Origin of the sequence: Oleiharenicola lentus, from assembly GCF_004118375.1 — a bacterium.
In the GTDB taxonomy this organism is placed as follows: domain Bacteria; phylum Verrucomicrobiota; class Verrucomicrobiia; order Opitutales; family Opitutaceae; genus Lacunisphaera; species Lacunisphaera lenta.
The window spans coordinates 300,805-327,177 of the sequence record NZ_SDHX01000001.1; the positions used below are offsets into that span (position 1 = coordinate 300,805).

The following is a 26,373-nucleotide window of genomic DNA, read 5'->3' on the forward strand; positions in this document are numbered from 1 at the left end:
TGTCAGCTGCGTCGGGTGTAGGGCGGGGTCTCCGAACCCCGCCTTTGATTCGATGTCGTCACCCTGTTCGAGGCGGGGTTCGGAGACCCCGCCCTACAATTAATTCACTCGCTCCAGTCGAGCGTGAGCAGCGAGACGCCCTGGCGGGGCAGCGTGAACTTCAACTCGGCCTTGCCGCCGGTGACGGCCACCGTGGCGGGGGCGTCGGCGAGGGTGGCCAGGTTGCTCGCGGCGAGGAGTTGGTCGTATTGCTTCCGGTTGGGCGCGAGGGGAGAGCCGAGGCGCTTCCATTCGCCGTAGGCGTTGGAGTGAAACTCGTCCACGCGGTGGTGGCTCAGCTGCGCGGATTTCAGTCCGGCGGGCAGGCCGTCCACGGCGAGGGCGACCTCGGCGGCGGGGCCGGCGACATCGTCGTCGTGGTAGTGCCAGACCATGATCGTCGTGCGGTGGCCGGAGCGCGCGGCGATCACGCCGACGTCAGGGGCGCCGCGCACTCCCTCCTTCACGATGGTGTCGAGCGGGATCTGGGCAGAACTGGTGGCGGCGAGACGGTCGCCCTCCATGCGGCCCATCATGCGGAAGACGTTGAGCACGGCGAGGGGCAGGCCGCTGCTGGCGAGCTGGCGGAAGCCGGCGAAATACGGCTGGTCCTCAAAGGTGAAGGCCCAGGTGAGCGCGCCCTCGAAGTTCACGCCGTGCTTGTCGGCGAGGTCGAGTTTCCGCGCGAAGCTCGCAGCCGTGTAGCTCGAATAGACGGTGCCGTTGCGGTAGGAGAACGACGGTCCCTGGCAGGCGGCGCAGCCCTCGGGGTCGGACTCGCCGATGATGATGGGCGTGTTTTTCGTCTCGGGATAGGAGGCGACGATCTGGAAGCCGCCGTCGATGACCCGGAGGTGATTGGCGATGCCCATGCGGATGTGGCCGTCCACGAAGGTCGGCTGGCCCTTGGCGTGGAAGGCGATGAAGTCGAGCGGCGTGCCCTTCTGGCCGGTGGCGTGGTTGGTGCCGCGCAGGCAGTGCTCGATGAAGTCGTGCATCCACTCGCCGCCGTGACCCGCGCTGTCGGGTCCGCCGACGCGCGCGGTGGGCAGGGCGCGCTTCACGCCCGCGATGGCGAAGTCGTGCGTCTTGCGGAATTCCTCGGGCGTGCCCTTCCAGTAGCCGATGTTGGCCTCGTTCCACGTTTCCCAATACCACGACTCGACCTCGGCCTTCCCGTAGCGCTCCACGCAGTGCTTCACCCACTGGTAGCAAAGTTCCTCCCATTTCTTGTAGTCTTTCGGCGGGTAGGCCCAGCCGGTGTAGATCTCGTTGTAAGGCAGGCCGGGGCGCCACTCGTGCTGGTAGGGCTCGGGGTGGGTCGAGAGGGCCTTGGGCATGAAACCGATCTGGGCGTAGGGCTTGATCCCGCGCGCGAGGTAGGTGTCGAAGATGTGGTCCACGATCGTCCAGTCATAGACCGGGTTGCCCGCGGCGTCCTCGGTGTAGGCGTTGGTCGAGCCCCACTTGAGCGCGGGCGTGCCGTCGCCGGTTGAGAGCAGGTTGTGGGCACGGAAATAGACCTGCGGTTTCCCGAGCTTGCCGAGCTCGGTGAGCAGCTTGCGGCCGTCTTTCATCGTCGCGTAGTTAGGCTCGTCGGCGCCGAAGAACCGCCAGACGGGCCGGAGCGGACCGGTGGGCTTGGCGGCGTCCACGGAGATGCTGACGGAGAAGGCGGCCTCCGCGGACGGAGTCGGCGGAGGCTGGGCGATAGCCGGCAGCGCGAGCGCGGCGAGGAGAAACGCGTGGGGTAGTTTCATAGGGGTAATTCGGAGAACGGAGAACGGATCGGCGGGGTGCGCACATTCTGCCTGGGATTCGGGAAATCGGAAACCCAGCCGCTCAGGACAGTCATATGGGTGGGCTTTGAGGTGGAACCTGCGCTCCGCGCGGGTTGGCTTGCGGGCTCTACCTTCAACGCCCGAAGGCCGCGAACTCCCACACGCCCGGCGCCTCGGCGTCGGCGGGGAAGACGAGTCGCAGGTGTCGCGCGGTCGTCGGTCCGGTGTGCGTGAAGGGCGAGCCTTGGAACGCGGTGTCGCTGTGGTCGGCGAGCGTGGTCCAGGTGTGGCCATCCGGGGAAGCTTCGAGCCGGAAACGCACCGGTTTCCACGCGTATTCGAAGCGAACCTCGATGCGGGCGGTGGTTTGCGCCGTGCCGAGATCGAGCTGCAGCCAGCCGCCCTTTGCCTCCTTGGCGGGGGCCCAGCGCGTGGCGTAGTTGTCGTCGAGGACGGCGGCCGCGCCGTGGTCGGCACCGAGTTCCGACGAGGCCGTGGCCGTGGCGGCGAGCCGGCCGGCGTCGCGGCCCTGCCCGAGCGCGGGGCCGCTGTGCGTGGGCGTCACCTTTTCCATCAGACCGTCGGCGGTGAAATGCAGTTCGTCCACGCAAGTCTGCCGGTAGGCGGTGTCGGCCACGTAGGGCACGCGGTGACGGTGGTAGAGGATATGCGGCCGGCCCTTTAGGAGGTAGATCGAATGGTGGCCGGGGCTGACGATGTTGCGCGCGTGGTCGGTTACGAGGATCGGGCTGTTGGACGCCTCGGTGAACGGCCCGAGCGGCGAGTCGCCGATCGCGTAGTGGACCTGGTAGGTGTCGGTGACGGTCTTGCCCTGCGAGTAGGTGAGGTAGTAACGGCCGGCGTGCTTGAACAGGAACGGGCCCTCAAAGTAGTTCGTGGGCGTGACATCCACCGGTTCGCCAGCGAAGGCGTTGAGGTCGGGCGTGAGTTTTACCGCGAAGCAGCGGCCGTTTTTCCAGCCCCAGCCGGAGCCCCAGTAAAGCCAGCCCGTGCCGTCGTCGTCCACGAAGGCCTCGGCATCAATCATGTGGTAACCCGGCCGATAGGTCTCGGGGATGAGCGGCTTTCCCCCGTGCGCATCCGTCCACGGGCCGATCGGATGATCGGCCGTGCCGACCCACACCTCGTTGCCGACGGAGATGAACATGACGAATTTCCCGCCCGGAGCGCGCACCACGGACGGCGCCCAGACCATCGCGCCCTTCGAGGTCGGGCTGGTGCAGGCCTCCTTGGTCGGCCAGTTGAGGGCGCGGTAGGTCCAGTGCTTGAAGTCCGCCGACTCCCAGCACCCGAGCGTCCGCCCGCCCCAGGGATCGAGCGTGGCGTAGAGGTAATACTTCCCTTCGTGCTGCACGAGCGACGGATCGGCGAAGTAACCCGGCAGAATCGGATTGGCCGCGTGCGGGGTGTTCCAGGTGTCGGCGGCGGGAGCGGGGCCGGCGGCGAGAAGGAGACAGGGCAGGAGTAGTCGGAGCAGAGACATGGGAACGGGGAGAATATGCTCGGGCCGAAGCGCGACGGCAGGCCGCCCCGGTCGGACCGTTAGAACGCGGGTTGCAGGCTCAGTTGCCACGCGGTCGCAGGTCGCTGCGTTGCGGGCTGGCCGGAAGCGTGAACGTGGTCGGGTCGTCGGGTTTCGCGGGGTCGTAGCCGGGGAAGTCGTCGGCGAGGAAGGCGGCGAGCTTGGTGAGAGACGGCGTGGCGCGGATGCCCTGGGCGACGGCCTGGGCGAGCTGGTAGGCGCCGTAGTTGTTGTGGTGCGTGGCGTCCTTGCCGCCGTTGCTGAAGGCGAGGGGGGACTTTTCGGGGCCGAGGCCTTCGTAGAGGGCACGGCTGGCGGCCTCGAGGTCCACGAGCGCGACCTGTTCCTCGGCGGCGACAGCGCGCACGGCGGCGGGGTAGTCGCCGTGGGTATTGCGAATTATTCCGTCGGGCGTGAAGTTCCGGCGCTGGGGCGAGGTGACGAGCACGGGCGTGGCGCCGCGTAGGCGGATCTCCGCGAGGTAGGCGCGCAGCCACGCGCGGTAGGTCGTGCCGGCCTCGACGTAGGTCTGCGGCCAATTCTTCTTCTGGTCGTTGTGGCCGAACTGGAGAAACACCCAGTCGCCTTCCTTGAGCTGCGAGAGGACCTTGGCGAAGCGCAGGCCCGTGACGAAGGACTTCAGCGTCTCGCCCGACTCGGCGTGGTTGGCCATGGCGATCGCCGGCTTGAAGAAACGCGACAGCATCTGGCCCCAGCTCGCACCGTCTTCCCAGCGTTGGTCGGTGACGGTGGAGTCGCCGAGAAGGAAGATCGTGGGCGTGTGCACCTTCGCCACGGAGACGGAATGGACCTGGGGCGCCGGGCCGCCAAATTCGAGGGTGAGCTTGGTGTCCCAGGTGAAGGAGCCCTGTTCGCGGTCGTTGAGGACGACAGCGCTGCCACCGGGCGCGTTCTTTTCAGGTGCAGGCACAGAGGCGTTCCGGACGTTGACGATGAATTGGCGACGGACCTGTTCGCCCGGGGCGGTCTTGACGGACTCGAGCATCAGCCGTCGCGACTCGGCCTTCACCGTGGTGTCACCCGCGGCCGCACCGCCAAGGGTGACCTCGACCAGCCAGTTGCCTTCGTCCACGGCGATGGAGAAATACCATGGGCGTCCTTCCGTATTGCGGGCCGTGCCCAATTCGTAGCCGTAGCCGCGTTCGGGGGTGAACGGCTCGGGGGAGGTCAGATCGTAGGTGGTCCAGCGCAGCACCTCGGCCGGGGCCAAGGCAGGGATGGCCACGAAAAACACGAGAAGCGCGAAAAGGTGGGACGCGAAATCCCGATGCCGATCAGACCGGCAGAGACCGGCTAATGTTGGGGTGCGACCACCTATGAATGTCCTTACCGTCATCCTGAGCAGCGCGAAGGATCCAAGCCGTTTACGCGCGTTCTTTCCCTTGGATCCTTCGCTACGCTCAGGATGACAAGTTTCGTGGGATATTACCTTTTCGTGCATTTTCGTGCCTCTTCGTGGCCAAAACCGGTTTGGGAAATCGCTCAGTGAAACTTCATCGCCGGCAGGCGGGCGGGGAAGGCGGATTCGCCGCGCAGGCTGGCGGCGTCCACGCCGGTGGCATCCACGGTTTCCAGCGCGTGGGTGAAATACTCCGGACGATTCGGGCCCCAGTCCACACGACAGTCGCGGAACGCCACGCCGTCGGCATGGCGCACATGGATCGCGGGCGTGGCATGCGGCTCGAGGGCGTGCATCGCGGTGGTCGGACGGTTGTCCCAGACACCGCCGGGATACTTGGTCCACCGGTCGAGGGAGAGCGCGACGTTCTGGAAGCGCACGTTGCGGATCCGGCTGCCGGGCGAGCCGCTGATCCGCATCGTATTCTCGGCGCGGCCGGTCACATCGGTCACGCGCACATCGCTGAGGATGCCGACCTTGGTTTCCGGCGTGCGCGGGATCGCTGTGAACGAGATGCCCTCGCCGCGGCCCCACCACGGTGCCGAGTGATAACGGGCGGTGAAGCGGATGTCCTTGAACTCGATATCAGAGACGTTGCCTTCGTCGCGCAGCTGGATGGTGAGGCCCCGGCAACCGGACTTGATCTCGCAGCGCTCGAAGCGGATGCGGCGGATGTCGGCCACGGTTTCGGTGCCGATCTTCAGGCCGGAGTCCTGCGTCTCGAGGACGCAGTCCTTCACGACGATGTTCTCGCTGCCGCCGTAGGCCGCGCCGGCGCGCGTGGCCTTGATAACGATCGCGTCGTCACCGCAACGGATGTCGCAGTTCCGGATCTCCATGTCGTGGCAGTGGTCGGGATCAATGCCGTCGCAATTGGGCACGTCCAGCTGGTTGCGGATCTTCACGCCGTCCACGAGGGTGCTGCAGCAGCCGACGAGGTGCAGCGTCCAGCTCGGGGCCTCGAAAAACGTGACGTCGCGCACCTCCAGCCCCTGGCAGCCGGTGAGCACGGCGAGGCGCGGGCGGAATTCCTTGGGCCGCCACCACTCGTCCTTTTCGTCAAAGTGGGTCATGAACTCGCGCGAGCGGCCGTTGATGCGGCCGGTGCCGGTGAGGCGCAGGCCGAAGGCGTCGGTGGCGGCCAGCAGCGCGCGGTTGGGGTAGTGCGCGGGGTCGGTGCTGGCGAGCAGCTCGGCGTCGTCGGCGAGGTGGAACTCAATCCCGGAGCGGAGCTGCAGGCTGCCGCACAGGTAGCGTTTGCCTCCGGGCAGGAGCACGCGGGCGCGGCCACCGGCGGCCGCGGCGGTATCGATCACCCGCTGAATGACCGCGGTGTCGAGGGTGCGGCTGTCGCCCAGTGCGCCGTAGTCGCGCACGTTGAAGTCGCGGATGACACGCGTGCCCTGGCCGCGGACGAGCGGACCGGCCAGCAGCGAGGCAGTCAGCATGGCGCCGGCGCGGAGCGCCTCGCGGCGGTTGGGAGGGTTTTTCATGGGGCGGGCGGCTGCCAGAGGAGAACCGAAACCGGCGTGGGCGCAACGGCGGCGGCCTCGCGGTCGTTGCCGTCGCGCTGGGTGACGGCCTGCACGAGCAGGTGAAGCTCGCGGTTGCGGGCCCAAGCCACGGGATCGTAGGACGGCTCCCATGCGCCGACCGAACCCGCCGTGAGCGCGGTGAAGCGCCAGCCCGTCTTCCGCAGATCCTCGCACGTGGCGGCTATGATGCGGCCTTCCTTCTCGTCGTCGCGATAAACCAGCACGACTTCGCGGCCTTCGTCTTCGGCGGCGCGCACGGCGAGCACGGCGCGCGAGATCGGCGGGTTCTTCGTGCCGCCGCCGGCGAGCGTGAAGGGCGTGGTGCGCGCCGTCACCGGGGTGACCCGCCACTTGAAGCCGTCATGGCGCACCACATGGAACTGCGGCACGTCGCTGCCCTCGGGCGTCCAGTAGTTGGCGAGCAGCGGGCGGCCGAGACTGTCGGCGGCGAGGCTGGGCGGGTTCATCAGCGAGCGGTTGGGCCCGACGCGCAGCGCGTAGTCGGCGTTGGCGGCGGTGAAGGGCACCGTGAGCGGGCGTCCGTCCGCGGCGCTCCAAGTGACGCCGCCGTCCAGCGAGCGCGCGTAGGCGATGTCCTGGTTGGTGGCGACGTCGGGCGTGGCGCGCCAGACCCAGGCGAGGTGGAGCGTGCCGCGCGCGTCCACGGTGTAAGCCGGGTAGGCGCTGCGCGCGCCTTCGCCGTTGATCAGGCTGGCGTGGAGCTGCGACCAGCGGCGGGCGCGCAGGTCGTAGCGGCTGAGCACGAGATTGCCGCGGCCGGAACCGCCGTCGCGGTGAAAGAACAGCAGGTCGCCGCCGGGCAACGGCAGGAAGGCCGGATACGTGACGCGGTTCTCATGCGCGCCGGTCATGGCCTCGCGCGGACCGAGTTCGAGCGAACCCGGCGCGGTGCCGCGCGCGTAGTTGAGCGGGTTGTTGTGGTGGTCCCACGCCACGTGGAGGAAGCCGTCGCCGTCCACGCCGAGGGCGATGCTGTTGTGGGCGTCGGCCGTGCGGCCCTTGAACGCGGTGCGCTGCGTGGTCCAGGTGTCGTTGCCGTGGACGCGCTTCGCGAGCACGAGGGTCGAGTCGGCGGCGTAGAAGGCGGCGAACTGCGTGTCGCCGTGCGTGAGGAGCGTGTGCTGGGAGTTGGCGAGGACGTTGACCGAGCTGCCGGCGAAGGCGTCGTCGGCAATCTTTAGGAGCCGCGCGCCGCCGGCGGGGGCGAGGTCGGCGGCCAGCGCAGGCGAACCAAGGGCGACGATCGCCAGGAAAATGAAAGGGAGAAGGCGTAAGGGCATACGGAGATCGGACAAATTCCACGGATGAGAGAAGACCCGCGCTTCCGTCATCCTGAGCCGTGCGAAGGATCCAAGGAGAAGGACGCACGTGCGCCGGGCTTGGATCCTTCGCACGGCTCAGGATGACGGAGGTAGAAAGTCATGGGACGGGTTTCGCCTCGAGCGGCATCAGCCGGAAGGCGCAGAGGAGGGACGCGTGGCCGAAGGCGGAGCGCTGCGGCGAGAGGCACCAGAACCCGCGCGGGGTTGGGCCATCGTAGTCGATCACGATCCAGGAGAGGCCGATGATCTTGTTTTCCGTAAGAAGGGAGGTGACCGAGCGCTCCGGCCCCTCGGCCCCCGCGTAGTCGAAGGGCGTGATATAGAACTCGACCGTGACCTTTCCGCTCTCGCCGGGTTTCACGGTGAAGCGTTGCGCGGATTTCGCCCACGGGGCGTCCTTGATCCAGGTGCCGGCGCCGAGGATGAATGCCCAGTCCTTGTTCACCGCGGGGGTGAAGACGTGGTAGTTTTGCGCATGCACGCCGTGAATGGCGCGGCGCGAGCCCTCGGCGTCGATGCGCGGCTCGGGGCGCAGGTCGGCGGGGGCGATGAGCTCAGGCGTCCACACGCTTTTCTGGTCGCGCGCGACGAAGGGACCGCCGGAGGCATCGCCGTCCACCATGATCTCGAAGGTGTCGTTGCGCAGGCCGGGCTGCGCGAAGTCCCAGTAGTCGTCCTCGGCCTCGTAGAGGAAGTAGAGCCGGTTCTCGCCCTTGACCCAGCCGACCTTGACGCGGCACGCGAGCGTCTTGTCCCCCGCGGCCGGCGGGGGCGTGGCCGTGTTGTGCAGGTGCGAGCGGTCCACCACGTAGCTTTCGGGCACCTGCGCCCAGTCGGAAGCATCGCCGTCAATCACCGGCGCCCGGTCCACCGGGAACTGGAAGACCTGGTAAGTGATGTCGGGTTTTTCGAGGGCGTGCAGGCCGGCCGCCCCGACCAGCGGCGCAACGAGCAAGAACAGTGTGGGACGGGAAAGGATCATTTCGTTGGCGCAGGCTCCGGATCGGGAAGAGCCGTTCCGATGATGATAAGCGGACCAAGGGTGACGGAGCCGCGGTTGATCCGGCGCTGGAGGGCGAGCGACTCGCCCGTATCCCGGCCAAAGAAGTCCATGGCGCTGATGATCAGCGGTGGCAGCGTCTCCCGCATGGAGACGCCTTGGTCGTTGACCGTGAGGGTCGTGCGCCAGGCCAGCTTGCGCTCGCCCCGGGTGAGGGCGGCGAAATCGTAGGCGGACACCACGACGTAGTAGAGGTCGTGTGCGGCCTGATATTGAAGATGCTGTTCGCGGGCCATGCGTTCGTGAATCGGGATGCCTTCGTCCATCTGCCGCGCCATCTTCTGGACGTTGTCCAGTCCGCCCACGAGCCGGGCCCGTTCCAGGATGTCGCGGCGGCGGAGGGAGATCAGTTCGGGCGACGCCATGACATCCCGCACATCGAGGCCCGAGTGGGAACCCCAGTAATAGAAAAGCGCCAGCGCGGGCGGATGGGAGATTTCCCGGGCGGGGAGAAAGCTGCGTTTCGCCAACACCCCCTGGAGCAGCGCATCGATCTTTTCCTGAGCCGGCGGATTCTCCCTGATCGGACTGGATCCCATGGGCTTGTAACCCTCGCTATGCGCGACGTAATAGACCGGATGCTCGGGGGAGGGATCGCGCAGCGTGCGGCCATAGGCGGTTCGTTCGCTGTAAACGGTCATTTCAATCCGCGGGTTCGACGCGAAGGCCTTGGGCAGCAGTTCCAGGTTGAATCCGCCCGGCTTTCTCAGGCGGGGTTGCCCGGATTCGGGGATCAGGTTCGGTTCGTCGGCTGGGAGAAACACCGCGGCGAGGCAGTACAGGAGCAGGTGGGCAGTTTTCATGGCACAGTTGGGGAGTGAGGGAACTCCACGACCGGCGGTGGCGGCAGCGGAAGGGATTCGTCGAGGGCGAAACTGGGATGTGGCGGCTGGTTGTAGGCGGTGTTCTGCCAGGCGATGGCGGCGCGGTATTGCGGGTCGTGCATGAGCGTCACGAGGCGGTGCTTGGTCGGGATCGTGCTGGTGTAGATGCGCAGCTCCTGCTTGTCGCGCGTAGCCCACACGACTTCCTCGCGCCAGTCGCCGAAGAGGTCGGCGCAGAGCGCGGGCGTGGCCTTGGTGCCGTTGGCCGAGGTGCATTCGGGATCGGTGAGCAGCAGGTTGAGCGACTCCGTGTCCCAGTTCCATTTCACGATGCGGTTCTGGTCGAGGAGCTCGTTGAGCAGGTCGCCGTCCCAGTAGATGCCGAAGTTCACCGGCATGCCGCGCGGACGTTTTTCCACGACTTTCCGGCCGGTGGCGTCGTGGATGCCGTCCAGGCCTGCGCCGGCGGCCCAGGACTCGGCGCCGGGGAATCGCGGGTCGATGTTGAAGGTGTTGCCGCGGCCCGGGCCCTCGCCCTTGTCGCCGCCCTCGGTGGCGGCCTGGACGGACGGGATGGTGAAGATCGGTTCGCCGGTGCGCGCGTCGCGCAGGCTCAGACCCTGGGCATCGAAACGTTCCTGGATGGCGCCGATCTCGAGGCCAGGACGGTCGGGCACGAAGTCGCCCACGTGCAGCGCGTCGCCGTGGCCCCAGCCGGTCGAGTAAAGGCCGGTGCCGTCGTCGTCCACGACCATGGCGCCGTAGATGATCTCCTGTTTGCCGTCGCCGTCCACGTCGGCGACGGAGAGCTGGTGGTTGCCCTGGCCGCGCCACTTGTTGGTGCGGTCGGGCGGGCCGACCTTGTCGCTGTCGAAAACCCAGCGCGAGGTGAGCTTGCCGCCGCGCCAATCCCACGCGGCGATGACGCTGCGCGTGTAGTAGCCGCGGCACATGACGAGGCTCGGCAGGCGGCCGTCGAGCCAGGCGACGCCGGCGAGGTAACGCTCGGAGCGGTTGGCATTCCCGTCGCCCCAGACGGCTTTCATCTGATCGGGCGTGGGGTTCTGGGTCTCGGGATGACGACCGGGCAGGTAGTCCGTCGTGGCGAGCGCGGCGCCGGTGCGTCCGTCGAACACCGTGAGGAACTCCGGTCCGCGCACGATGTGGCCGCGCTCATCGCGGTGGTTGGCGGCCGGGTCGCCGATGATTTTGCCCCGGCCGTCCACGGTGCCGTCGGCGGTCTTGCCGGCGACTTCGGCGCGGCCGTCTCCGTCGAGGTCCGCGACCATGAACTGCGTGTAATGCGCGCCCTCGCGGATGTTTTTGCCGAGGTTGATCGTCCAGAGGGGGGTGCCGTCGAAGCGATAGGCTTGGAGGAGCGTCTCGCCGGTGAGGCCGGGGCGGGAGTTGTCCTGCGGGTTCTGCTCCTGCTTCAGGATGATCTCGTAGTTGCCGTCGCCGTCGAGATCGCCCACGGAAGCGTCGCCGGGCGTGTAGCCGGCGGGGGTCTGGATGGGCACAGCATGATACGGGCGCGGATCGGAGAGCGCCGGCATAACAAACGGTTTGGACGGCTCGCCCTCGCGGCCGTTCACGACGACACGAACGAAGTAAGCGGTCTCGCGATCGAGTTGTGGCGCCGGGTCAAGCAGCCAGGTCGGACCGATGAGCGGCTCGGCATTGATCTTCGCCATGACCGGACCCCGCTCCTGATTGTTCGTTACTTGACCCGGAGCAGCGGGTCGGGCGGGACCCGGGCCGGTGGTCCGATAGACGTTGAAGGCTGTGCCGGGCGTGTCGCTGGCCAGCAGGCGCCAACCCACGAAGACCTTGCCGTCCGGCTGCAGGATGCCGACGAGGCCGCGCTCGAGCCGCTCCACCACCGGGGCCGCGGAAAGCGAGGTGAGGGTGAACGTGAAAGCGAGGAGAGCGAGGAGGCGCATGAAAGGATGGTTGTAGGGTCGGCCCAAGGGCCGACCTCGCGGCCGAGGTCGTCGCCAGCGGCGACCCTACAGGGAATGGACACTCATGGTTTGGCAGAGTTCAGCAGGTTGCGGCCGGCGAGCCAGTCGTGGAAGCGGTCGAGCCAGCCGGCGACGGGGCCTTTGTTGGTGGCGCGCTGGCCGAAGCCGTGGCCGACGCCGGAGTAGAGATGCAGTTCGGCGGGGACCCCGGCCTTCTTGAAACGCAGGTAAACCTCCGCCAGGCCCTCGCTGATGTCGGGCCGGTCCTCGTAGCCGGCCAGCAGGAACGCCGGCGGATTTCCCGCCGCGGGTTCGATGTTTTGCGTGCGTCCGGGATAGATCAGGGCTTGGAAGGCGGGTTTCGAGGATTGGCGCTCAATGACGTCGGCCGCCCCGGGCTGTCCGTCGTCGAACTTGCGGCTGACGAGGCCGGCGACTTCGCCACCGGCGGAAAAGCCGAGGACGCCCACGCGTGCCGGATCGATCTGCCATTCCGCGGCACGGGCGCGCACATGGCGCAGCGCCCGCTGGGCGTCGGCCAACGCCTCGACCTCGACGCGGTAGGTCGAGCCTTCCTCGCGGGCGAGCCGGTATTTGAGGACGAAGGCGGCGATGCCGCGTCCGGCCAGCCAGCGCGCCACGGCGTGGCCTTCGTGGTCCACCCAGAGTTCGCGATGCCCGCCACCCGGAAACACGATCACGGCGGCGCCGTTGGCCGTACCCGGCGCGGGCAGATAGACGGTGAGATTGGGCTGATGCACGCCGGAGACGACGTGTTCACCGCTGTCGGTAATACGCACCTTCTCGGGCTCGGTGCGACCCGCGGAGCCGGGCGCCACGCCGGGCCAGAGCGGGACGACAGGTTCGGCGGCGAAGGAGCAGGCCGCGAACAGGCCGATGATCGCGGCTAAGAGGGGCAGGCGGGGTTTCATGGGGGATAGCGTTGTAGGATCGGCCCAAGCGACGACCCTACAAGGAGGGGACGCTCATGGCTTGGCGGGGGTCAGCAGGCCGCGGACGCGGAGCCACTCGCGGGCGCGGTCGGGCCATTCGGAGGTCGTGCCGAGGCCGTCGCGGATGCCCATGCCGTGGCCGCCTTTCTCAAAGGCGTAGAACTCCGCAGGCACACCGGCCTTGGTGAGCGCCTGGAAGAAACGGATGCTGTTCTCGATGGGCACGGATTTGTCCTCCTGCGTGTGGATGAGAAGCGTCGGCGGCGTGGCGGCGGTGACGCGGTTCTCGAGCGAGAAGAAGGCCTCCTGTTCCGCCGTGCGCGACTTGCCGAGGAGGTTCTCGCGCGAGCCGTTGTGGGTGACGCCGTCGGCCATCGTGATGACCGGATACATCAGGATGATGAAATCGGGGCGGGCGTTCACGCTGTCGAGCGCGGCGCCGGTTTTGCCGTCGGCGTGGTCGAAGAGCGTGCCGGCGCTGGCGGCGAGGTGGCCGCCGGCAGAGCTGCCCATCATGCCGAGGCGGTCCGGATTGATCTTGAACTCGGCGGCGCGCGAGCGGACGACGCGCACGGCGCGGAGCACGTCCTGCAGCGGCGCGGGGTGGCCGTATTCCTTCAGGCGGCTCTTCAAGATGAAGCTGGTGACGCCGAGGTGGCTGAGCCACTGGGCGTATTGGATGCCCTCGCGGTCGTGGGAGAGGATGCCGTAAGCGCCGCCGGGGCAGATGATGACGGCCGTGCCGTTGGGCCGGTCCACGGCGGGCCAATAGACGGTGAGCGTGGGTTCGGAGATGTTGGAGAGACGTCCGCCCTCCTCGAGTTTCTCCGGTCCGAGCGGCCCCAGCGCGGCGGGGGCGTCGGGGCGCACGGCGGCGGGGACGCCCTCGGGCCAGAGCGGAATGACGGGGTGATCGGAGAAAGCGGCGTCGGCGACGGAGGCGAGGAGGAACGAGGACATGAGGATGAGGGGGAATTTCATGGAAGAAGCATTCAGGGAGTAGCTGCGTTGGAGCACCGCGACAACGTGGCCACGCTTTCGCTTCGCTTAAGCGCGGCTACGAAAACAGGCAGCGAGGTGTGCGGAAACTCATGGCGTGTTGGCTTTCACCGTCTTCCCGCGGGTCCAGCGATCGAAGACAGTGATCACGGGCAGGGCGTTGCCGTCGGCGTCGAACATGCCGCGGCTGGCGATACGGGTCTGCAGCGGGACGGCGGGCTCCCACCAGAACACGCCCTTGCCGAGGCCATGCGGCGTGGCAAGGACGGCGCGGTGCACTTCGTCGAGGAAGTCACGCTGGCCCTCGGGCGTTTCCGGGAAGGGCGCGGGCTCGCCGAGGTATTCGGTGGGCCGCCAGTTGTAGGCGACTTCGACGAGGTAGATGTCCTTGCGGTAGGTCTCGGCCATGAACGCGAGCGTGTCGCGCAGGTCGAGCAGCGAGCCGTGCCACCACGGATAATAGGACTGGCCGATGGCGTCGAACTCCACGCCGCGCTGCTTGAGGTGGTCGAAGAACCAGCGCGTGCGCTCGCGGTCGCCGCTCTTCTCGATGTGCAGCATGATGTGCGGGCGCGGGCCGTCGCCCCGGCCGGCCTCGACGCCGGCGATGCCGGCCTTCAGCAGCGCGGCAAAGGTGTCCCAGTTTTCCGGCAGCTTGCCGTGGGGCCAGAGCATGCCGGGCGTCACCTCGTTGCCGATCTGCACCATGTCGGGCAGCACGCCGGCCGCGCGGAATGCGGCGATGGTGTCGCGGGTGTAGTCGTGCACCGCGGTGACGAGCGCGGCGGAGTCGAGCGTTGCCCAAGCTTTTGGCGGATACTGCTTCGCGGGGTCGGCCCAGGTGTCAGAGTAATGATAATTGAGCAGGAACTTCATGCCGCGCGCTTTCGCCTCCTGTGCGAGGGCGATGGTGTAGGCGAGATCGTTGGGCAGCGGACGCGGCTGGGTGGATGGCGTGTGAAACAACCGCAGTCGGATCCAGTTGTAGCCGTGGTCACGGAAAATCTGCAGGCCGGGTTTCACCACGCCGCCGTCCTTGAACTGCACGCCGCGTTCCTCGGCCTGCTTCAGGAACGACAGGTCGGCGCCGATGGCGTAATCGTGCGCGGCGGGGAGCGGTGCAAGCGCCAGCAGCAGCAAGCTCGCTCCTTGGGAGAACCGGACGAAAAAACTGGACCGGGACGGGATCACGGGGTGAAGGACCGGCCGTTGAGCGTGACGTTCGTCGCGGTGAAGTCGCGGACGGGGCCGCGCTCGAATTTGTCGTCGGCGAGCGTGAGGGTGACATTTTCCAGGCGGATCCCGCTGAGGTCATCGCCCTCGTTGCCGCGCAGGCGGCCAAGCGTGCCGTAGCGGCCGGTGACGTTGCGCAGCGTCACGCCCGCGACGGAGCGGGCGGGCGGCGGGTGGCCCTTGAGGTCGAAGAACTGCGTCCACGGCGCCACGTCGAAGATCCGGCCGTCGCCGTCGAGCGTGATGTTCTCGAACACCAGGTTCTCGTAACGCTGCGGGGTGTCGGGGCGGAGCTTGAGGCGGACGAGGTTGTTCTTCCCGGCGACGGTGCAGTTGCGGACGGTGACGTTGCGCACGACCGTGGCCTCGCTGCCGCAGGTGACCACGCCGTGGCCGGCGCCGAAGGTGCAGTCCTCGACGAGGATGTTTTCGACGGGCGGGCTCGATTCGTCGCGGTCGGCGAGCGGGCCCTTGGTGCCCTTGAGGGCGATGCAGTCGTCGTCCACTGCAATCTTGCAGCGGCGGATGACGACATCGCGGCAGCTGTCGAGGTCGATGCCGTCGCTGCTGGGCGCGCGCACGGGTCCGGCCCTGGCTCCGGGCGAGAAGATGTCGAGCCCCTCGAGGAGCACGTCGCGGCAGCGGTAGAGGTGGATGTTCCAGAACCCGGAATCGCGGAGGACGACGCCGGTGATCCGCACGTCGGTGCAGGTGTCGAGGTGGACGAGGCGCGGGCGCTCGACCTCGAGGTTGGTGCACTGCGGGTTTTCCTTCCGGCGCTGCCAGAAGGCGGCCCAGAAGAGCGTGCCGTTGCCGTCGAGTTTGCCCGGGCCGGTGATGCGGACGCCGGTGAGGTTGGTGCCGTTGACGAGGGCGAGGCGCCACTCGGGGAAGTGGCCCTCGATGCGCGTGCGCTGCTTCGGGTAGTGCTCGATGTTGTTCGAGCCGAGCAGGACCGCACCCTCGGCGAGGTGGAGCTCGACGCCTGGTCGCAGGAAGATCGAGCCGCTCTTGAACGTGCCCTGGGGAATCACGACGCGCCCGCCGCCAGCCGCGTGGGCGGCGTCGAGGGCGGCCTGGATCTGGACGGTGTTGAGCGTGCGCGCGTCGCCGAGCGCGCCGTAGGCGGTGATCGGAAAATCACCGCCGGCGGCGACCGGGTCGTCGGGGCGCGGCACGCCGAAGTCGGGCGTGCCGTCGGCGCGCCAGCGCACCGCCTGCACGCGCGTGTGGCGGTTCGGGTCCTTCAGCGGGTCGCCCGCGACCTGCGGGTAGCTGCGGGCGTGATAGACGATGAGGTCGGTTACGCCGTCCTCGGCGACCGTGAAACAGTGGTGGCCCGGACCGTAGATCTTGTTTGCCTCGCTGGTGACGAAGACCGGCTCGGGCGACTTGGTCCACGACTTGGGGTCGAGCAGGTCGGCGTCCTCGCTCGCGGTGAGCATCCCCACGCAATACTCCGGCCCCGTGCCGGCGGCGGAGTAGGTGAGGAAGAGGCGGCCGTTTTTGCGCAGCATCATCGGGCCCTCGTTCACGGCATAGCGGACCTGTTCCCAGGGGAACTCGGGTTTAGACAGCAGCACGGCCGGGCCGCCGAGGGTGGTGGGCGTGGCCAGGGGTGCGATGTAGAGGTTGGTGTTGCCCTTGATGCCCGGCTGCTGCTGCGCCCAGAGCAGGTAGCGCTGGCCGCGGTGCTCGAAGACCGAAGCGTCGAGCGCGAAGGATTCCCAGCCGGTCTTGAGCTGTCCGCGCTCGATCCACTCGCCTTGGAACGGATCGGCGGAGGCGTTTTCGAGCACGTAGATACGGATGTTCCAGATCTTCTCCGCCTCGCCGGCGGCGAAATACACATACCACTTGCCGTCGAAGTGGTAAATCTCGGGCGCCCAGATGTGTGCGCCCATGATGCCGGTGGCGTGCTTGCGCCAGATGACCTTTTCCTCGGCGGTGGCGAGGTCGGCGATGGTCGGCGCGCGGCGCAGGATGAGGCGGTCGTATTCCGGCACCGTGCCCATGAAGTAGTATTGCCCGTCCGTGTGCCGCAGGATGTGCGGGTCGGCGCGCTGGCGGACGAGCGGGTTGGGGTAGTCGGCGGCGCGGGCGACGGGGGTGGCCCACGGAACACACAGAATACACAGAACGAGGAAACAGGTCCGGGAAATCATTCCTTGGTGGGCGGTGAGCTTGCTCACGCCACGAATGATGCGCGAGTTTCGTGGCGCCAGCAAGCTGGCCGCCCACGGGGCAGGGTGGGTTCCCTCGTTCAGGCGGGGGTGGGGCATGGGCAGGAAGAATCAGACGAAACCTCCGCCGCGGCAAACGGTAACTCGTCTTACTGTCCGGCGGGTTTGAGGGTGGAGCGACCTGCTCCCCAGGGCGCTTTCCGCGAGCGGGTATTCTTGGCGCGTTGGGGAGCCGTTTCGGCAGGCTCAAGGCCCTGAGCTCGTCGAACGGGCAACGCGCGCCACCTTGGGCGCGCTATTTGGCCGGCGCCTCTGAAGGCAGCTCGGGCACGTTCGCCAGATCACGGTCGAGCGCGGCGCCGTCGAAGGGAATCACGATGACCTTGTTGCCGTGACGGTCGCCGCCCTTCTCCTCGTTCTTCGGGACGTCGAGCACCGCGAGGGTGACGGCGACGACGTGGCCGTTCTCGATGACAACGCCGGGGCGCTCGAGCTTGTCCCAGCGGTTCACGGTGCCGTCGGTGTAGCGCACGAAATCCACGCGCGGATCGTAGGCGAGGCCGCGCAGCGTCCAGCCGGTGATGCCGTCCTTGGACGTCAGGTGAAAGGCCTTCCGCTGGCTCCAGCTGTTGACGACGATATGGTAGCGGCCGCCGCTGAACCAGATGCAGGGATCCTCGAGGTCGCGCTGTTCGAGGCCCGCGATCTTCGGATAAACGCTCGGCCCCTGGGCGTGGTAGGGACCGAGGATGCCGGTTTTGCTGAGGAAGATCTGGCCGGAGCGCGGCACGATCATGAAGTCGCCGTCGGGCCGCACCATGATGCTGTAGTTCGAGGCGCGCTTGCGCACGTCGCCGTGCGTGACGATGCCGCCGAGGTGCGTCCAGGGTCCGTCGGGTGAATCGGAGACGAACACATCGCCTTGGCGCGTCTCGCTGACGACGACCGCGTAACGTCCGTCGGGCAGGCGCAGCGCGGTGACGTTGTGGCCCTTGCCGCCCTGGTTGTCGGGCCACATCGGGCCGCGGTCCACGTAGGGCCCGAGCAGGTGATCGCTGAGCGAGCTCACGCCGATCGAATCCTTCCAACCGTCGTGGCCGCGGGCCTCGTCCCAGCGCGAGGCGTAGAGGCGGTATTTGCCGTCGTCGCCGCGGAGGATCTGGCCGTCCCAGTAACAATACTTGTTGGTCACATCCTCCAGGCCGTTGTGCACGTCGCGGGGCAGCGCGCCCGGAGCGCCCCAGGTTTCCGCCGTGAGCGGACCGCGGGCGGGAATGGGACGGAAGTAGTCGATGAACGATTTGGCCGGCGCGGCGGGCCCAGTCGTGTCGGCGTAGAGCGCGACGCCGAGCGTCGCGCCGAGGAGCACACGGATGATTTTCATCGGAGCGAAACCTTGAACACCACGGGGCCGGCCGGGCCGGCGGGCGCGCCGGCGTCGAGCTTGAGGGCGGCGGCGGTTTGCGTCCACTTCACCGGCGCGGCGGAACCGAGGAGTTCCACGCTGGCGATGGCGCGGTCGAGGTGGCCGGCAGCGGTGCCGAGCGCGGCGACGGCCAGCGGCGCGGTGGGGCGGACGAGGCCGATGATGTAGAGCGTGCGACCGTCCTTGGACTGCGTGAAGCGCAGATCGTCGGCGGTGTAGGGTTTGCCCTTGCCCTCGTTGAAACCCTGGGCGCTGAGGGCGGCGCCGGCGGAGGCCGGGCCCTCGCCGAAGATTTTCCACGGGCGCGTGGCGAAGATGGCCTCGCGGTTCACGTCCATCCACGTGGCGATGCCTTCGACCACGGCGAGACTGGCGTCGTCGGGCGTGCCGTCGCCGCGGAGCGGGATGTTGAGCAGGAGGTTGCCGTTCTTGCTGACGATGTCGGCCAGCATCTGGAGGACGGTGGCGGCACTCTTGTAGCGGTTTTCGTCGGCGATTTTCTTTTCGTAGTGCCAGCTGCCGATGCAGGTGCAGGTCTGCCAGGGGAGCGGCTGGATGTCATTGGGTGCGCCGCGCTCAACGTCCCACACGAGGGCGCGCTTCTGGTCGGCGGTGAGCACCTTGCCGAAGATGACGTTGTCGGCCCTGCCGCCGTTTCGCGCAGCGCCCTGGTTGTAATAATGCGCGGCGATCTTCAGGCCGGCGTCGCTCACGGGCCAGAGGGGTAGGGCGGTATCGTCGAAGTAAAGCAGGTCGGGCCTGAACGTGTTGATGAGATCCATCGTGCGGTGGTAGAACCGCTCACTGTAAGCTTGGTCGGGCGGGCTAACGCCGTTGCCCCAGTCCCAGCGTTCGTGGATCTTGAGCGGCTCCGCGAAGCCCTCGGCCGGCGCATGGCGTTGCTCGTAGAGATCCTGCGGATCGAGGCCCTCCCACCACTGGCCCTTGCCGTCGGCGGCAGTGAGCCTGCCGTCGTAGGGCACGCCGGCGAGCGGGCCTTCCTTGTCCGCGCCCTGCGCGGGTTCATACCAGCTCCAGGCATGGGCGGCGTGGACGCTGACGCCGAACTTCAGGCCGTTGGCGCGCGCCGCCCGGGCCCAGCCGGCGATGAGATCTTTTTTCGGGCCGACGCGGACCGAATTCCACGGCTGGTATTTCGAGTCCCAGAGGTCGAGGTTGTCATTATGATTGGCGAGGGCGAAAAAATACTGGGCGCCCGCGCGCTTGTAGAGGGCGACGAGCTTGTCGGGATTCCAGTTCTCGGCCTTCCAGCGGTGGATGACGTCCTTGAAGCCGGCCTGCGAGGGGTGACCGTAGGTCTCGCGGTGAAAGGCCGTGACGTTGGGCCCCCACGCCGGGCCATTTTCGAAATACAGGTGGCGTGCATACCAGTCGCCCATGCCGGGTTCGCACTGGGGACCCCAGTGGGCCCAGATGCCAAACTTCGCGTCGCGAAACCATTCTGGCGCCTCGTAGCCGCGCAGCGATTCCCAGGTCGGCGCAAACGGGCCGGCGGCGACGGGCTCGCGTGCGGTGCTGACAATAACGGATGGCGTGGCGTTGCTCGGGATCGAGGCAAGGCCGGGGAGGGCGGATGCGACAAAGGACAGCGCCAGCAGTGTGGCAGCACGGGTATTCATGGGCGGTTGGGGGTTACCGACTACGCAAGGGGCTGGGGCCCACCCTGTAGATTCCGGGCGGCTGCGCCACTCCCGTCACATGGAGATAGCGGGCCCAATAATGGATAAGATGGGCGGAGGGTGATAGGGCAGTCTTAACCAAGATGTAGCCGCGCTTGAGTCCCGCGTCTGCGGGACGAAAGCGTGGTCAGTGGACAACCACGTTGTCGCTACGCTCCAACGCGGCTACAGTTCAAATTGGTTCCGGCTACCGCGGCGCCCTCAGCATCACATGCGTTGGCGTGTTGCGGTCGCAGGAGAGCACGCCGTCCTTTTCGACGAGTTCGACGACCTGGATGGAGCTGCGGCGGAGATCGAGCGATTCCTTGTCCTCGGGCCGGATCGTGCCGGCGCGGCCGGGGTGGGTGAAATAGAACACATAGGCGCGGTCGCCGCTGACCACGACGCCGGGGTGGCCGCCGTTCACGCCGTCGTCGGCGCCGGTGCCGGGCACGCCGAGCAGGTCGCCGCTTTGAGCGGTCCAGGTTTCGAGATCGGTGGAGCGATAAACGCCGAGGCCCTTCCACAGGTCCACGAGCATCCAATACGCGCCGCGCCAGCGAAAGACGTAGGGGCCTTCGCCCGGACGTTCGCCGACGCCGGTGCACTTGCCCTTGTCGGTCCACGTGAAGAGGTCGGGGCTGTCGGCGTAGTAGATGGATTTCCGGTCGCGCTCGTTGTTATACCACAGGCGCCAGCCACCGCCGGGCAGGGCGTGGACGCCGGCGTCGATCACGCGGTCGGACGCGAGCGTGAGGGCGGACTCGTATTTCCACTTCCGTAGGCCGGTGCTCGTGAGGTGGACGATGCGGCGCGGGTGCTGCCAGTTCTCGAACACTCCTGGCACAACGGTGAGGAACATGTGGTGCTTGCCATCCGGCGCAGTGATAACGTCCGGCGCCCAGTGCGTGGGCTCGGCGCCGCCGATCTCGGGCGGCAGCTCGATGTCGGCGGTGCCGAGGTAGGTCCACTTCGCACCGTCGGCCGACTCGGCGATGCCGATCTTGCAGCCGTGAACCCAGGCCACGCCGGAGAGGCCGGGCTGGTTGGCGCGGCGGTTGGTGTAGAACATCCACCAGCGTTCCGCCTTGGGATTCCAAATCACGACCGGATCGGCCGCGCCGTCGTAAACCGGATCGCGGAAGAGCGGCTTGGGGGCGACGGAATCCGCATGTAACCACGAAAAACACGAAAAACACGAAAGCAGAACCAGCACCCGCAGCGTCATCCTGAGCCCAGCGAAGGATCCAAGGGAATCTTCGCAAACGAAATCATCCCCGTCGCTCCGGTTGCATCCTTTGCGCGGCTCAGGATGACAGACCAGGGGGATGGAATCAGAACAACGGGGTAGGGGCATGGGTGGAGATTAGCCGGCGGGCGCGCAGTGGCAAACGGCGGGTTGCCTTACAGTCAGGTGGAGGGCCGGCCTCCGCGCCGGCCGCGGTCGGTGCGGAGACCGACCCTCCAGAGCAGACCGGCCCGCAGAGTCGCGGGCCGGTTCAAAAGCAGGGGCGCGCATGAGGCGCGCCCCTGCGGGAGAGACGGAGGTCAAAGGACGCTCACAGCTCCAGCACGACCACCGACTTGGCGGGGAGGGTGACGGTGAGCTGGCCGCCGGCGAGCTTCGCGCCGGTGAAGGCGACGGGCTTGACGGTCTCGGGCGCCTCGAAGGTGTTGCGCGCATCCATCGCGTCGGCGGTAAGAATGCGGCCGCTCACGGCGCCCGGCTTCACGCCCTCGAGCGTCGTGCTGACGGTGACGGCGTCGCTCGGGTGCAGGTTCACCAGCGAGAGATGGATCTTGCCGGCGGCGTTGCGTGAGGCGGAGGCGCTGACGACCGGGAGCTTCTCGGCGCCGAAGACGTAGTCGGGCGTCTTGAGGTCAAGCTTCAGGCTGGTGGCGCCCTGGTGGACCTTGAACATCTCGAAGACGTGGTAGGTCGGCGTGAGGATCATCTTCTCCTTGTCGGTGAGGATGACGGCCTGGAGCACGTTGATCATCTGCGCGATGTTGGCCATGGTCACACGGTCGGCGTGCTTCTGGAAGATGTGCAGGTTGAGGCCGGCGACGACGGCGTCGCGGATGGTGTTTTGCTGGCGGAGGAAGCCGGGGTTGGTGCCGGGCTCGACGTCATACCAGGTGCCCCATTCATCCACGACGAGGCCGACCTTCTTCTGCGGGTCGTATTTGTCCATGATCGCGCTGTGCTTGGTGACGAGCGTCTCCATGATCAGGGTGTTGCGCATGGTGGTGAACCACTGGGTCTCGGGGAAACCGTAGGCCGCTCCCTTCGGGCCGCTCCAGCTGCCGCTGGGCAGCGTGTAGTGGTGGAGCGAGAGGCCGTTCATGTGGCGCGCGGCGCTGGCCATGAGTTCCTCGGTCCAGGCGTAGTTGTCGCCGTTGGGCCCGCAGGCGATGCGCTGGATGCGATACTCGCGGTCGTAGTTTTTGATGAACGTGTTGAAGTGCTTGTAAACGTCCGCGTAATACTCGGGGCGCATGTTGCCGCCGCAGCCCCAGGTCTCGTTGCCGACGCCGATGTATTTCACGCGCCAGGGCTTGTCGCGGCCGTTCGCGCGGCGCAGGTCGGCCATGGGTGACTTGGCGTCGCTGGTCATGTATTCGACCCACTGCTGGGTCTCCTGCACGGTGCCGCTGCCGACGTTGACGGACACGAAGGCCTCGCAGCCGAGCATCTCGACCAGATCGAGGAACTCATGCGTGCCGAAATGGTTGTTCTCCACGACGCCACCCCAGTGGGAGTTGTAGATCGCAGGGCGCTTTTCGCGCGGACCGATGCCGTCCTTCCAATGGTATTCGTCGGCGAAGCAGCCGCCCGGCCAGCGGAGGACGGGGATCTGGAGGTTCTTGAGCGCGGCGACGACGTCGTTGCGGATGCCGCGGGTGTTGGGGATGGACGAGTCGGGGCCGACCCAGAGGCCTTCGTAGATGCAGTGGCCGAGGTGCTCGGCGAAATGGCCGTAGATCTCGCGGCTGATGACGGCGCCGGGCTGGTCGGCGCGGAGAGTGAGGGTGGCGGACTGGTCGGCGCGCAGCATCGGGGCTGCCACGAGGGCTAACACGCCCAGCAGAGGGAGCAATCGTTTCATGGGGTTAGGGGATAGGGGAACTTGGAGGTTTGGTGACCGGCGAACCACCGCAACGGGCCGGGGCCTTGACCGTCATGTGCCGGACAATCCGAAGCGACTGAATTTTGACGGGCCGGAGGTTGACTGACCCAATGGGGAGGCGCACACGAAGGAGCAAAGTAGCAAAGCCGGTCTTGGCTGCTTAGCTCCTTTGTGTGAAATACCCGGCTCCCCCCATGAACAAACTCCTCCACGGCACCTGTTACTACCCCGAGCTCTGGCCCGAGTCCGAGATTCCCCGCGACATCGCGGAAATGAAGAAACTCGGCCTGAACATGGTGCGCATCGGCGAGTTCACCTGGTCGAAGATGGAGCCCGACGAGGGCCGGGTGTCGGTGGACTTCTTCGTGCGTGTGCTCGACCAGCTGCACGCGGCGGGGATCGGCGTCGTCTATTGCACGCCCACGCCCACGCCGCCGGTGTGGCTGACGCACGGTCACCCCGACCGTTGCTTCGTGGACGCCGAGGGCCGCGTGATGAGTCACGGCGCGCGCCAGCACGCCAGCTACGAGCACCCCGTGGTGCGCGCGGCCTGCCTGCGCATCGTCGAGACCCTGGCGTCGGCCGTCGGCCGCCACCCGGCGATCATCGCCTGGCAGATCGACAATGAGTTCAAGTGCCACGTCGGTGAGGACTTCAACCCCCACGCCGTCGCCCACTGGCACCGCTGGCTCGAGGCGCGGTTCGGCACGATTGAGAAGTTGAACGACGCCTGGGGCACCGAGATCTGGAGCGAACGCTACCAGCGCTTCGACCAGGTGCCCGCGCCAGTGCGCACGCCCTTCCTGCACAACGCCTCGCTCAGCACCGCCTACCGGATGTTCTGCCGCGAGAGCATCGCGGAGTTCATGGACGCGCAGTGCGCGGTCATCCGCCGCCACTCGGACAAGCCGATCACGCACAACACGGTGACGTTCTTCTCGGTCAACCAGGAGCGGCTGTTCGCCAACCTCGATTTCGCCTCCTTCGACGACTACCCGCCGCGCGACAACTGGCCGGCCATCGTCTTCGACAACGACCTCTGCCGCCCCGCCAAGCCCGGCCGCGCCCACTGGTTCATGGAGACGAGCGTCGCGCACAACGGCTGGTTTGGGAACCACGAGGTCACGCATCCGCCGGGCTTCCTCGCGGCCGAGGCGGTCGTGTCCTTCGGGCTCGGCGCGCAGGCGATCAACTACTGGCTCTGGCGCCAGCAGCGCACCGGCTGCGAGCTGCCACACAGCGCGATTCTCAGCACCTGGTTCAAGCCCTCCGTCGGCTACACCGCCGTCGAGGCTGTCGAGGCCGCGCGTCGGCAGCTCGAGCCGCTCATGCTCGCGAGCAAGCCCGCGGTCGCCGAGGCCGCCGTCACCTGGTCCGATCTCGGTCGCGCCATGCTCCAGACCGAGCCGCTCGGCGGACGCCCCGGCTACGAGGTGGATTTCAACAAGGTCGTCGCCCAATGGCACGGTCTGCTCCTCGAGGCCGGCATCCACCGCGACGTCCGCTTCGAGGGCGCGGCGCTCGACGGCCTCAAGCTGCTCATCACGCCCGTGATGCCGTTTGTGTCGCCGGACTTCCTGAAGAAAGTGGAAAAATTCGTCCGCGCCGGCGGCGTGTGGATCTGCGCGCCGACCACTGGCACGCGCGGCGCCGAGCACACCGTGCCGACCGACGCTGGTCTCGGGCTCGTGGACGCCTTCGCGGGCGTCGAGACCGTGTTTTCGTTTCCCATCACCGGCACCGGCTCGACCGGCAAGGCCTTCGGCCTCACCGCACCCGTGGCCGGCTGGTGTTCCGCGCTGCGGCCCGCCACCTCCGACACGCGGGTGCTCGGCACGCTCAAGAGCGAGCAGGCCCCGGGTCTGGCCTTCCTCACCGAGCGTCGGATCGGCCAGGGCGCGGTCGTCGTCCTCGGCGCGCTGCCCGACGGGAAGACCGGCGCAAAGCTGCTGGCGAAGCTCGTCGCCCACTACGCGAAGCAGGCCGGTGTCACCCTCCGCTTTGACGCCACGCCCGGCACTGTCGTGTGCCCGCGCGCAACCGCCGACGGCGAAACGCTCTGGGTCGTGGTGAACCTGAACGGCAAGGGCGGCCGCGTCCGCGTGCCGAAGGGCGCGACCGACGCCCTCACCGGCAAGAAGCTCCCCGCCGGCCCCCTCAAGCTCGCCCGCTACGGCTGGCGGGTGGTGTGGATTTGAGGAAGGACCCACCTCGCGGCGGGCCGCTTGTCCTCTTGTAGGGTCGGCGCTTGCGCCGACCTCACGCACGAGGACGCCGCAAGCAGCGACCCTACATCCGGAAGCTGGGGCCGCGTTCACAGGCCTGTTTCGCCCCCTTCGGACGCTCCGAAATGTCCGAAAAGTTATATGATTGACTTCGCTCATATAAAATGAGCCCCTGCGCGTCCGCCCCATGCGAGTTCCCCGCCACATCGTCGAAAGCCGCCACGAGCGCCTGCGCGCCCTGATCCGGACCGACGGCTTCCTGCCGGTGGCGGAGATCTGCCGGCGGCTGGGAGTGTCCGAGGCGACGGCGCGCCGCGACCTGTCGGAAGTCGCCGCCAACGGCCACATCACCCGCACGCGCGGTGGCGCTCTGGCCGATTACAACACCACCTTCGCCTCGCTCGGCGAACGCTCGGGCCGCGCCCGCACCGCCAAGGGCCGCATCGCCGCCGCCGCCCTCGAAAAATTTCCGCGCCGCGGCACGGTTTTCCTCGACGCCGGCACCACCGTGCAGGCCATCGCCCGCCAGCTCCTGCGCACGCGGCGCGACCTGACCGGCCTGAGCATCGTGACCAACAGCCTGCCCGTTGCGACCCTGCTCGGCGGGGCCCGCGGCCTCGACCTGCACGTGCTCGGCGGCACCTTCCTGCACCGCCAGGCCGTCCTGCTCGGCGCCGATGCCGTGCGCTCGCTCGCGGCCTGGGACTTCGACGCGGCCTTCCTCGGCGGCGAGGGTCTCGATGCCGAGGGCATCACCAACTCCCACGCCGACGTCGCCGAGTTTCAGCAGGCCGTGTTGCGCCGCACCACCGCGCCGTTCTTCTGCCTCGACGCTTCCAAGCTCGGCCGCGCCACCCCGCACCGCGTCGCCGGCTGGGACCAGCTCGGCACGCTCGTCACCGACGCTTCGTCCACCCAGCTCGCCGCCGCCGGCGTGAAGCTGATTGCCGCGCGGCTGATCAGCGCCTGAAGCAAAACCAACAAACCTTCTGACCACGGATTACACAGATGATCACGGATACAAACCCAACCCCC

The 26,373-nt window shown here is 67.5% G+C and carries 18 protein-coding genes; 2 read left to right on the forward strand and 16 right to left on the reverse strand.

The features are described from left to right. Nucleotides 1-104 precede the first annotated feature (104 nt). From ESB00_RS01260 to ESB00_RS01335, 16 genes are all read right to left on the reverse strand, one after another. Nucleotides 105-1,799 (reverse strand): GH39 family glycosyl hydrolase, encoded by a 1,695-nt coding sequence (locus ESB00_RS01260; RefSeq protein WP_129045923.1) that lies wholly within the window; start codon nt 1,797-1,799, stop codon nt 105-107. Between the two features lie 154 nt (nt 1,800-1,953). Next, on the reverse strand, nt 1,954-3,324 hold the full coding sequence (locus tag ESB00_RS01265; RefSeq protein ID WP_129045924.1) for a family 43 glycosylhydrolase: 1,371 nt from the start codon (nt 3,322-3,324) through the stop codon (nt 1,954-1,956). 79 nt (nt 3,325-3,403) lie between these two features. Beyond that, nucleotides 3,404-4,609, reverse strand: a complete 1,206-nt coding sequence (locus ESB00_RS01270; protein ID WP_246026388.1) for a rhamnogalacturonan acetylesterase — start codon at nt 4,607-4,609, stop codon at nt 3,404-3,406. Between the two features lie 257 nt (nt 4,610-4,866). Further along, entirely contained in the window at nt 4,867-6,276 is a 1,410-nt protein-coding gene (locus tag ESB00_RS01275; protein WP_218938653.1) for a glycoside hydrolase family 28 protein, read from the reverse strand. Continuing rightward, the gene (locus tag ESB00_RS01280) at nt 6,273-7,619 is read right to left on the reverse strand and encodes a BNR repeat-containing protein (protein WP_164975973.1); all 1,347 of its coding nucleotides are present in this window, start codon (nt 7,617-7,619) and stop codon (nt 6,273-6,275) included. Before ESB00_RS01280 ends, ESB00_RS01275 begins: the two co-directional genes overlap by 4 nt. Before the next feature lie 139 nt (nt 7,620-7,758). Beyond that, nucleotides 7,759-8,643, reverse strand: coding sequence for a DOMON domain-containing protein (locus tag ESB00_RS01285; RefSeq protein ID WP_179954370.1), 885 nt, complete (start codon nt 8,641-8,643; stop codon nt 7,759-7,761). Next, a complete protein-coding gene (locus ESB00_RS01290; protein ID WP_129045927.1) occupies nt 8,640-9,524 on the reverse strand; it encodes a hypothetical protein in 885 nt (294 codons plus the stop codon). Before ESB00_RS01290 ends, ESB00_RS01285 begins: the two co-directional genes overlap by 4 nt. After that, nucleotides 9,521-11,488 carry a rhamnogalacturonan lyase gene (locus tag ESB00_RS01295; RefSeq protein WP_129045928.1) on the reverse strand — a complete coding sequence of 656 codons (1,968 nt, stop codon included), beginning with the start codon at nt 11,486-11,488 and terminating at the stop codon, nt 9,521-9,523. The genes ESB00_RS01290 and ESB00_RS01295 overlap by 4 nt, the downstream gene beginning before the upstream one ends. A gap of 83 nt (nt 11,489-11,571) precedes the next feature. Then, the gene (locus ESB00_RS01300; protein ID WP_129045929.1) at nt 11,572-12,441 is read right to left on the reverse strand and encodes an alpha/beta hydrolase; all 870 of its coding nucleotides are present in this window, start codon (nt 12,439-12,441) and stop codon (nt 11,572-11,574) included. A 54-nt stretch (nt 12,442-12,495) separates the two neighbouring features. Beyond that, on the reverse strand, nt 12,496-13,443 hold the full coding sequence (locus ESB00_RS01305) for an alpha/beta hydrolase (protein ID WP_129045930.1): 948 nt from the start codon (nt 13,441-13,443) through the stop codon (nt 12,496-12,498). A gap of 108 nt (nt 13,444-13,551) precedes the next feature. Then, entirely contained in the window at nt 13,552-14,652 is a 1,101-nt protein-coding gene (locus tag ESB00_RS01310; protein ID WP_129045931.1) for a glycoside hydrolase family 53 protein, read from the reverse strand. Continuing rightward, entirely contained in the window at nt 14,649-16,976 is a 2,328-nt protein-coding gene (locus tag ESB00_RS01315; protein ID WP_129045932.1) for a family 43 glycosylhydrolase, read from the reverse strand. Before ESB00_RS01315 ends, ESB00_RS01310 begins: the two co-directional genes overlap by 4 nt. A 196-nt stretch (nt 16,977-17,172) precedes the next feature. Next, nucleotides 17,173-18,261, reverse strand: a complete 1,089-nt coding sequence (locus tag ESB00_RS01320) for a glycoside hydrolase family protein (protein WP_129045933.1) — start codon at nt 18,259-18,261, stop codon at nt 17,173-17,175. Continuing rightward, complete coding sequence (locus tag ESB00_RS01325) at nt 18,258-19,943, reverse strand: alpha-L-fucosidase (RefSeq protein ID WP_129045934.1); 1,686 nt, start codon at nt 19,941-19,943, stop codon at nt 18,258-18,260. Before ESB00_RS01325 ends, ESB00_RS01320 begins: the two co-directional genes overlap by 4 nt. A gap of 247 nt (nt 19,944-20,190) precedes the next feature. Further along, nucleotides 20,191-21,210 (reverse strand): glycoside hydrolase family protein, encoded by a 1,020-nt coding sequence (locus tag ESB00_RS01330; RefSeq protein WP_129045935.1) that lies wholly within the window; start codon nt 21,208-21,210, stop codon nt 20,191-20,193. 331 nt (nt 21,211-21,541) lie between these two features. After that, nucleotides 21,542-23,041 carry an alpha-N-arabinofuranosidase gene (locus ESB00_RS01335; protein WP_129048251.1) on the reverse strand — a complete coding sequence of 500 codons (1,500 nt, stop codon included), beginning with the start codon at nt 23,039-23,041 and terminating at the stop codon, nt 21,542-21,544. Between the two features lie 266 nt (nt 23,042-23,307). Between ESB00_RS01335 and ESB00_RS01340 the strand changes: the two genes are divergently transcribed. Continuing rightward, nucleotides 23,308-25,311: a beta-galactosidase gene (locus ESB00_RS01340; protein ID WP_129045936.1), complete on the forward strand. Its 2,004-nt coding sequence runs from the start codon at nt 23,308-23,310 to the stop codon at nt 25,309-25,311. A 214-nt stretch (nt 25,312-25,525) separates the two neighbouring features. Next, nucleotides 25,526-26,308 carry a DeoR/GlpR family DNA-binding transcription regulator gene (locus ESB00_RS01345; protein ID WP_129045937.1) on the forward strand — a complete coding sequence of 261 codons (783 nt, stop codon included), beginning with the start codon at nt 25,526-25,528 and terminating at the stop codon, nt 26,306-26,308. The last annotated feature ends 65 nt before the right edge of the window (nt 26,309-26,373 follow it).

Bases quoted from the DNA above. Each gene is read 5' to 3' on its own strand.
- ESB00_RS01260 (WP_129045923.1), bottom strand. From the start codon at position 1,799: ATGAAACTACCCCACGCGTTTCTCCTCGCCGCGCTCGCGCTGCCGGCT.
- ESB00_RS01265 (WP_129045924.1), bottom strand. From the start codon at position 3,324: ATGTCTCTGCTCCGACTACTCCTGCCCTGTCTCCTTCTCGCCGCCGGC.
- ESB00_RS01275 (WP_218938653.1), bottom strand. From the start codon at position 6,276: ATGAAAAACCCTCCCAACCGCCGCGAGGCGCTCCGCGCCGGCGCCATG.
- ESB00_RS01280 (WP_164975973.1), bottom strand. From the start codon at position 7,619: ATGCCCTTACGCCTTCTCCCTTTCATTTTCCTGGCGATCGTCGCCCTT.
- ESB00_RS01285 (WP_179954370.1), bottom strand. From the start codon at position 8,643: ATGATCCTTTCCCGTCCCACACTGTTCTTGCTCGTTGCGCCGCTGGTC.
- ESB00_RS01290 (WP_129045927.1), bottom strand. From the start codon at position 9,524: ATGAAAACTGCCCACCTGCTCCTGTACTGCCTCGCCGCGGTGTTTCTC.
- ESB00_RS01295 (WP_129045928.1), bottom strand. From the start codon at position 11,488: ATGCGCCTCCTCGCTCTCCTCGCTTTCACGTTCACCCTCACCTCGCTT.
- ESB00_RS01300 (WP_129045929.1), bottom strand. From the start codon at position 12,441: ATGAAACCCCGCCTGCCCCTCTTAGCCGCGATCATCGGCCTGTTCGCG.
- ESB00_RS01305 (WP_129045930.1), bottom strand. From the start codon at position 13,443: ATGAAATTCCCCCTCATCCTCATGTCCTCGTTCCTCCTCGCCTCCGTC.
- ESB00_RS01315 (WP_129045932.1), bottom strand. From the start codon at position 16,976: ATGCCCCACCCCCGCCTGAACGAGGGAACCCACCCTGCCCCGTGGGCG.
- ESB00_RS01320 (WP_129045933.1), bottom strand. From the start codon at position 18,261: ATGAAAATCATCCGTGTGCTCCTCGGCGCGACGCTCGGCGTCGCGCTC.
- ESB00_RS01325 (WP_129045934.1), bottom strand. From the start codon at position 19,943: ATGAATACCCGTGCTGCCACACTGCTGGCGCTGTCCTTTGTCGCATCC.
- ESB00_RS01330 (WP_129045935.1), bottom strand. From the start codon at position 21,210: ATGACGCTGCGGGTGCTGGTTCTGCTTTCGTGTTTTTCGTGTTTTTCG.
- ESB00_RS01335 (WP_129048251.1), bottom strand. From the start codon at position 23,041: ATGCTGCGCGCCGACCAGTCCGCCACCCTCACTCTCCGCGCCGACCAG.
- ESB00_RS01340 (WP_129045936.1), top strand. From the start codon at position 23,308: ATGAACAAACTCCTCCACGGCACCTGTTACTACCCCGAGCTCTGGCCC.
- ESB00_RS01345 (WP_129045937.1), top strand. From the start codon at position 25,526: ATGCGAGTTCCCCGCCACATCGTCGAAAGCCGCCACGAGCGCCTGCGC.